Genomic DNA, 7,486 nt, shown 5'->3' with positions numbered 1-7,486 from the left:
TTTATATGCGGCATGGCCTACATAAACAGTTACCGGGAATGGGTTACCCATAAACGCACCCAGCATTGAGGACAAGCCGTTTACCGTCATGATCTTACGAGTGGGATAGGCATCACCCGCTGCATCGGCACTTTCAATGTTTTCCAAGTCGAATACGTAGTTAGCCAGGCCTAGTGGAACAGCAGACGCCAGATATGGCAGTGCATGCGGAATACCATCGAGGAAATCACCAATGTGCACTTGTGGCGGGTTAAAACCGGCATCGGAAAGAGCTGCTACGATCGCTGCAGGCGACTGCAAACCAAATAGCCATGCCAACACGGTGCCGACAATGATCAACAGTAAACCGGTAGGAATTTTCGGGAAAATTGGGCTTTTACCAAACCAGTTGATGAAGATCAGACCGAGTACAACAAAAGAAACAACGGGAGTGGTGAATGCCTGCAACATCGGGTTCATGGCCAATAGCGTTAAACCAAGACCAGCAAGACAGGACAGCAGAACAGTGCGCGGTACGATACGACGAATAGTATCGCCGAAAAGCGAACCTACCAGCAGAATCATCGCTTCAACGAAGCACCAAACCAGCGCGATTTGGATGGCAAACTGAGCATCTTGCGTCGTCTGGTAGACCGGCATGATAACCAGGAATGTCACCGTAAATATCGATGGGGCACTTGGTCCGGATGGCAGCGCGGTGACATCGTCGCGGCCGGTTTCTTTTTTCAGTTTGTAGGCAAACCAGGCATAAAATATACTCGCACACATTACCGCGAGACCAAATGCTGGCGCGACCTGCCCCATAACAAACTCTTTGGGAATACCAACGACAAATAACAATAACCCCATCATTGTTAAAAGGTTGGTCAAGTTATTGGTAAACAAGCCAAAAAATGCGGCCCAGTCACCTTTTCGCCAAATATTACTTATATCCATAATAGCATCCTATTGTGATTTAATTATTCGGTTAGTGTTTTAACGAACAAATAAAATCTAACAAAGAAGGCTGCTTTATATAAATTATTAAAACCAATAGCCAGAATTGATAAACATAATGCTACTGTCATTTCAAACATGAACAGCGTACGTTATTTACATCTTGTAACAGATGGATAACATAAAGATTAAAACGCGACCACTATCCGTGATAAGCATCACCATTAATCTTGTTGTGTGGCGCGGTTATATTTGGATATAGAATTGTTCTTTATCACAAGTCGATTAGTTTGTGCTTTTATTAATCTAATTATGGTCATTTAAATTCTTAATACTGCTCGCTATCACGGAGAGGACTGTAATTTTACATCAGACCTCTAAGTCTCTAATTATTATTCTAATTCAGTAAGTTGATATATGAATTGTTCCATAGGTATTTAGTCAAACACCTCCCCTATAATCGAAACTTCAGACAAAACTGGATGTTATGCAATCGACAGAGCTGTATACCTACACTTAGTGATCGTTTTCAAATTCGGCGTAGATTTCGTCCGATCCAGGCCGGTATTTTTGGGATAAACATCAAATCAAATCAGTTTTTGATAACTAGTTATACTATATCCCTCTGCAATCACACTTTACATCTGTACACAATGTGACCAGGTGTCTGTTTGCAAAAATTGTACTACTACATTAAATGATTGATCTCACATCACATTAATTCATCAGCGGATTTTTACTGCGCTTTTCGTATCGTTTCCAGTTGCTATAAATATGAAAGCATTTTTATAGCAAATGTAATTTTAAATACTTTTAAACTAAGGAAAGGTTATGAATTTCAAAAGTAGTTTACTATCCGGACTTCTTTTGCTTGGAGGACTAATTAATACTGGTAACGCCGCCCAAAACGAAGTGCCGCGAACCGCTTTTGTCCATCTGTTTGAATGGAGTTGGTCTGATATCGCAACAGAGTGCGAAACGTTTTTAGGTCCGAAAGGCTTTGCCGCAGTACAGGTATCTCCACCACAAAAAAGTGTCAGCAATAGTGCCTGGTGGGCTCGCTATCAACCTATGAGTTACGCCTTTGAAGGTCGAAGTGGTAACCGCGACCAGTTCATCAACATGGTTCAGCGTTGTAAAGCTGTTGGTGTTGATATCTATCTTGATGCGGTGATTAATCATATGGCCGCAGCAGATCGTTCGTTTCCCGAAGTCCCGTTTGGCAGCAACGATTTCCATACATGCACTGATGACATTGATTATTCCAACCGCTGGTCAATTCAGAACTGTGACCTGGTCGGGTTAAACGATCTTAAAACCGAATCTGAGTATGTACGGCAAAAAATAGCTGATTACATGAACGATGCGATTGGTATGGGTGTCGCGGGTTTTCGTATTGATGCAGCAAAGCACATACCCGCCACCGATATTGCCGCGATCAAAAGCAAACTCAATGGCACGCCGTACATCTATCAGGAAGTTATCGGTGCAGCTGGCGAACCGGTACAAACCAGCGAGTATACGTCTATTGGTGATGTAACAGAGTTTAATTTTGCCCGCACTATCGGACCTAAGTTCAAAAATGGCGGCATTAAAGATCTGCAGGGGATCGGTTCCTGGAGCGGCTGGTTGGCTAGCAGCGATGCAGTCACATTTGTCACCAACCATGACGAAGAAAGGCACAATCCCGGCCAGGTCTTGAGTCATCAGGACTTTGGCAATCTCTATTTCCTGGGCAACGTGTTTACCCTCGCCTACCCCTACGGCTATCCAAAGGTAATGTCAGGATACTACTTCAACGACTTTGATGCTGGCCCGCCAAGTACCGGCGTCCATACGGGTAATGCGTGTGGCTTTAATGGTGGTGACTGGGTCTGTGAGCACAAGTGGCGTGGCGTCGCCAACATGGTGGCTTTCCGCAATCACACGGCTCCGCAGTGGCAAGTGACAGGCTGGTGGGACGATGGTTACAACCAGATTGCGTTTGGTCGCGGTGGCTTAGGTTTTGTCGTTATCAACCGCGACAACAGCAAATCCATTGATCAAAGCTTCGCTACTGGCATGCCAGAAGGCGAATACTGCGACATAATCGCTGGCGATTTTGTTGAGTCTGACACAAGTTGTAGTGGCCCCACGGTCACCGTTGACAGTCAGGGTTATGCCCATTTTACCGTCGCCGCTCAGGACGCAGCAGCAATTCATGTCGGTGCAAAACTGGGGCAGCCATGTTCTAATTGCGGCTCTGTTACCCCAACACCAGAATCACCCGTAGCGTCTACAGCGATTTGTTACGATAACAACGCAAACTTTACGACTCCTACCATGTATCACTGGGCTGCACAGCCGGAAGGAACCTTGGCTGATGGGACCTGGCCTGGTGTTAGTATGGAAAATAACGGTGACTTCTATTGTTACGACCTTGGCGCAGAGGTAAGCGCAGTTAACCTGATTTTTTCGGATAGTGGTAGTGCTCAAACGGCTGATCTAAGCAGCTCAACCGGAGCGTGTTACCTTAACAACGCCTGGCTATCTCTGGAAGATTGCGGCTTTACTATTTCCGGCTCTAATTCTAACGGCGGAAACACGGGCGGCAGTACAACAACTGAGAGCCAGGTTTGTTATGACAACGCAGCCGGGTTCGCGCTTCCCCACATGTATTACTGGAGCGTAGCAGCGGACACAGCCGTCGAAAATGGCACCTGGCCCGGTGTTGCATTGACTGAGCAAAATGGGATTTATTGTCACGATTTTGGTGTAAATATTAGCTCTCTCAATGCAATCTTTAGCGATCAGGGGGCGAATCAAACCGGGGATCTGTCAGCTAGCGCTCCAGATTTATGCTATTCCAACGGTGAGTGGACTACCCTTGAAAACTGCCAGGCACCATCAACTGGCAACCAGATATGGTATTTCCGTGGTACGTCTAATGGATGGGGATTAACTCAACTTCAGTACAACACTACCACTGGCCTGTACAGCACTACAGCAACGTTTAGCGGCGAAGAAAGTCCGGCACGTTTTAAAATAGACGATGGCAACTGGACAGAATCTTATCCTGCGGCCGATTATCAGGTAGGCGACAATGCCACCTACCTGATTCAGTTTAACGGCAGCAGCAAAGCCATCACGGTTACCCAACAGTAACAGACGCCTAAAACTAACAGCTCCGAACGCCTTCACGATCGGAGCTGTATCAATTTGCATGGTTAACTTTCAGCGCTAAACGTGCCATACGCGGCGTAAACAGACATCGGAATACTGCTCGATACCCGACATGTCATCGTGTTTATAGATGCGGGTCATCCGACGCTGGTTACGGGCGCCCATGTCTCTATCGTCTACGATAGAGAGTTAAAAACACAATTGTTGCAACAGCAATTCCGGCGGGTAACATGACATCCGAATCATTTACCAGCCTGTCAAAGGTGTGTCCCACATTGGTTAGTAGGTCCGATGCGACGAGATATTCCAGCATGTCTTGGTTCCTTACGAGACGTTGCAAGTGCCAAGTAGGCAAAACTCACGTTGCAGAAAGCTTAGATGATAGATTTATAACATGCGAATAATACCCAACCAATCCTACTTAAGTAGCTCTATAGATTTAAGTAAAACGTTGATGTTTGCTTATCAGTTTGCAGCTTGAATAGCTGGGGTATCTCCTACACATTGAGGGTTTCTGTTCGACCACTTCTATCTGCATGATTCCACAAAGCCAAGTCTCGTCTTAGCTCCTGACCATTATGTCGCTGATGTTCTGGCATTGGATGACTACGCCAGCTTAAGTCAGTATTTTGACCAGGTACTGATACCCGCCTAATCATTCACTCATGAACCTGACCCGAACACAGATGTATGCCTTTGCACTAAGCAGCCAATTAATGCATGGATTGTGTTCGGGTCTGCCTGAGTCAGTTGCACTTGTCGGCCTGAACGGTTACTTGCCAGCACATAAGGCTAACGCGCCCTTCACTGTTTTTGCATTGTGTACATTTTTAAACCCAACACTTTTCAGTAATTCGACTGCCTGAGATGAACGCATACCCGATGCACAATAAACCACCAGTGCTCGCTCTTTGTCCTTCGTTTGATTGATAAATCCATACAGATTTTGTAACGGTATATTCAGCGAGCCTTGAATACTGTTTCCTGCGAACTCCTGTGGAGTTCGTACATCAAGCAGCACCGCCTCTGCCAGCATTTCAGGATCCAGTTGTACAGAGTTGGTATTACGGCGTAGAAATCCAAACATAATCGACCTTTTAAATGTAGGTTAATCTAATTAAGCAATTGCTAATTTATTAATTGAACAAGGCGGTGTCAACTATTATTTTAGCTTTTGCTAATTTACTCGATTTAAAATGGCCAGACAGCCTGCAATAAAAAAACCACCGCTGAACACAGTGGTGGTTTTATGCAAAGTAATCGAAACGAATAAAGCAGCTAGCTACGACAGGTTGCGAACAGGTCCATATCCGGTTGGTAGACGTCGGTAGAGACATCCATAATCCCGAGCATCGAATGGAACACGTTGTCGTGGGAGTAATTCTCTTTGTTAGCAGCGTTTTTTAAGCACTTTTTGTTTAATGACTTTTGCTGTTCAAAGCCAGGTGAAGTCCACACCATAGTCTGCACTTTGGTCTGATAATCCGGGGCCAATGCGTAAGGCATACCATGTAAAAACAGGCCATCTTCCCCTAACGATTCGCCATGATCTGAGATGTAAAACAGCGCCGTGTTGTACTCACTTTCCAAGTCTTTAAGCTTCTCGATGGTCTGAGCCAATACGTAGTCTGTGTACAACACTGTATTGTCATAGGTATTGACGATTTGCTCAACACTGCAGTTTTCAATGTCTGCTCTCGGACAGTCTGGCTGGAATTTAGCCATCTCTCGTGGGTAACGCTGGAAGTATGTTGGGCCATGGCTACCGATCAGATGCATCACCAACATACGGTTACCCTGCATACTGGTTACATTGTCTTCAAAGTTTTCCAGTAACGCCATATCATAACAGGTACTGCCGTTACAGACATCGTCCTTCCGTTTGCGGTCGATTTCAATCTTGCGGATATTTTTCGCGACGTCTTTGTCACCACCATCATTCTCTAACCAGAACAGATCCACTTGAGCCCGCTTCATAATATCCAGGAAATTGTCCTGATGATCGGCCACTTTGCGTTCAAAGTTATCTTTGGTTAACGCAGAGAACATACAAGGAACGGAAACCGCCGTCGCGGTACCACAAGAGTCGACATCCTGGAATGAAATTACGTCCAGGTCTCGAGTATATTGGTTAGTTGGACGATCATAGCCGTTTAATTCGAAGTTTTGCGCCCGGCCTGTTTCACCCAGTACAAATACCATCAAGGTTGGCTTTTCATCGGCACTAGCCAGTGCATGCGGCTTTTGTTGCGCATCCAGACCAAGCTCTTGATACACCATTGGCTTAGTCAGGTAGGTACGTTTTACATACTTGCCTATGCTGTAAACCAATTGGGTAGGTATGATTAACTGTCTTAAATAGGTGTTGTTACGGCCAACCGATGCGTAGTCCTGGTAGTACAGACTCGCCACTACGCCTATCACCGCGAGAGATACCAGCATGGAACCCAGTTTTCTTAGGATAAGACTGACAAATGACTTAGCTGGCTTAATCGGTGCAAAGAACAAAATTAGCCCTGGGATCACACCCATGCCAATGATCCATGCAGTCGAATAAGTACTAACGTATGCCGTCGCTTCGCCGGAATCTGTTTCGACAAAGTTTGCGATCATATCGGCATCAAACAGAGTGCCGTAGTTAAAACCAGCATAACTAACGGCCGCAGACATCAAGATCAGTACAATAAAGAAAGGTTTGGTTATCCAGGGCCAGCTGAAAATATTGAACAAGAAGTTAAACGCGGCCAAGAAAAAGATAGGGATGGAAATGACAAAACCTAACTTAACGCCGTCCAGTTTACTGAAAATGTCGTTGAGAGCAGAGTAAACGGGAAGATTGACGATAGCGACGAAGAACAGCGCCAGTAAAAAGGTGACCCCGGTGTAGGATAAACCCGATTTTTTCTCGGTTAAATTCATTTTTAAAGCCAAAACCAAATAATGTGTAAATACGGCGAAGTTTGTTACAACCTCAATTGAATTAAGCGTCCCGCTTATAGGTAACACTCAATTCATTACAATAGGTTATATTAACAAACATATTACTATGCGAAATTATATAATCGCTTACGATACCCCATATCATAATTTATTAATATGTAGTGAACTGTATTTTTGTGTCTTAAAATGTATCAAGATCATACTTTGCGTCACATTTCACAGCGAAACCATACTATTACAATCAAAACATAATCAGCCCGATTTCCATTTTCTGGACGCAAGCCTGACCGGTTAATTGCGGAATATATCAGCTGAAACTTAAGATTTACTTAAGCTAATGAAAGGTTAGGAAAAATTACTATACTACCTCGTGCTTAGATAAAAGCGAGACGATCGTCTGTTGATTGCTCAGGCTATATAGCGGTTGGCAAGAACCTGCACTACAGGT

3 protein-coding genes and 1 pseudogene are annotated in these 7,486 nt (G+C 44.7%); 1 reads left to right on the top strand and 3 read right to left on the bottom strand.

Annotation, left to right across the window (positions count from 1 at the left end):
• Positions 1 to 936, bottom strand: a pseudogene (locus tag ACQY6F_RS17520) (xanthine permease); the annotation flags it as partial.
• Between the two features lie 831 nt (positions 937 to 1,767).
• On the opposite strand from ACQY6F_RS17520, the gene ACQY6F_RS17515 reads away from it, so the two are divergent.
• Positions 1,768 to 4,080 carry a starch-binding protein gene (locus ACQY6F_RS17515; protein WP_428776279.1) on the top strand — a complete coding sequence of 771 codons (2,313 nt, stop codon included), beginning with the start codon at positions 1,768 to 1,770 and terminating at the stop codon, positions 4,078 to 4,080.
• Positions 4,081 to 4,870: 790 nt separating this feature from the next.
• Here ACQY6F_RS17515 and ACQY6F_RS17510 read toward each other — a convergent pair.
• The gene (locus ACQY6F_RS17510; RefSeq protein WP_428776277.1) at positions 4,871 to 5,185 is read right to left on the bottom strand and encodes a rhodanese-like domain-containing protein; all 315 of its coding nucleotides are present in this window, start codon (positions 5,183 to 5,185) and stop codon (positions 4,871 to 4,873) included.
• A 191-nt stretch (positions 5,186 to 5,376) separates the two neighbouring features.
• Positions 5,377 to 7,017 carry a phosphoethanolamine transferase gene (locus ACQY6F_RS17505; protein WP_428776275.1) on the bottom strand — a complete coding sequence of 547 codons (1,641 nt, stop codon included), beginning with the start codon at positions 7,015 to 7,017 and terminating at the stop codon, positions 5,377 to 5,379.
• Positions 7,018 to 7,486 lie beyond the last annotated feature (469 nt).

The organism is Vibrio sp. (assembly GCF_050299255.1).
Taxonomy (GTDB): Bacteria; Pseudomonadota; Gammaproteobacteria; order Enterobacterales; family Vibrionaceae; genus Vibrio.
This window is presented reverse-complemented; position numbering and strand designations above follow the sequence as displayed.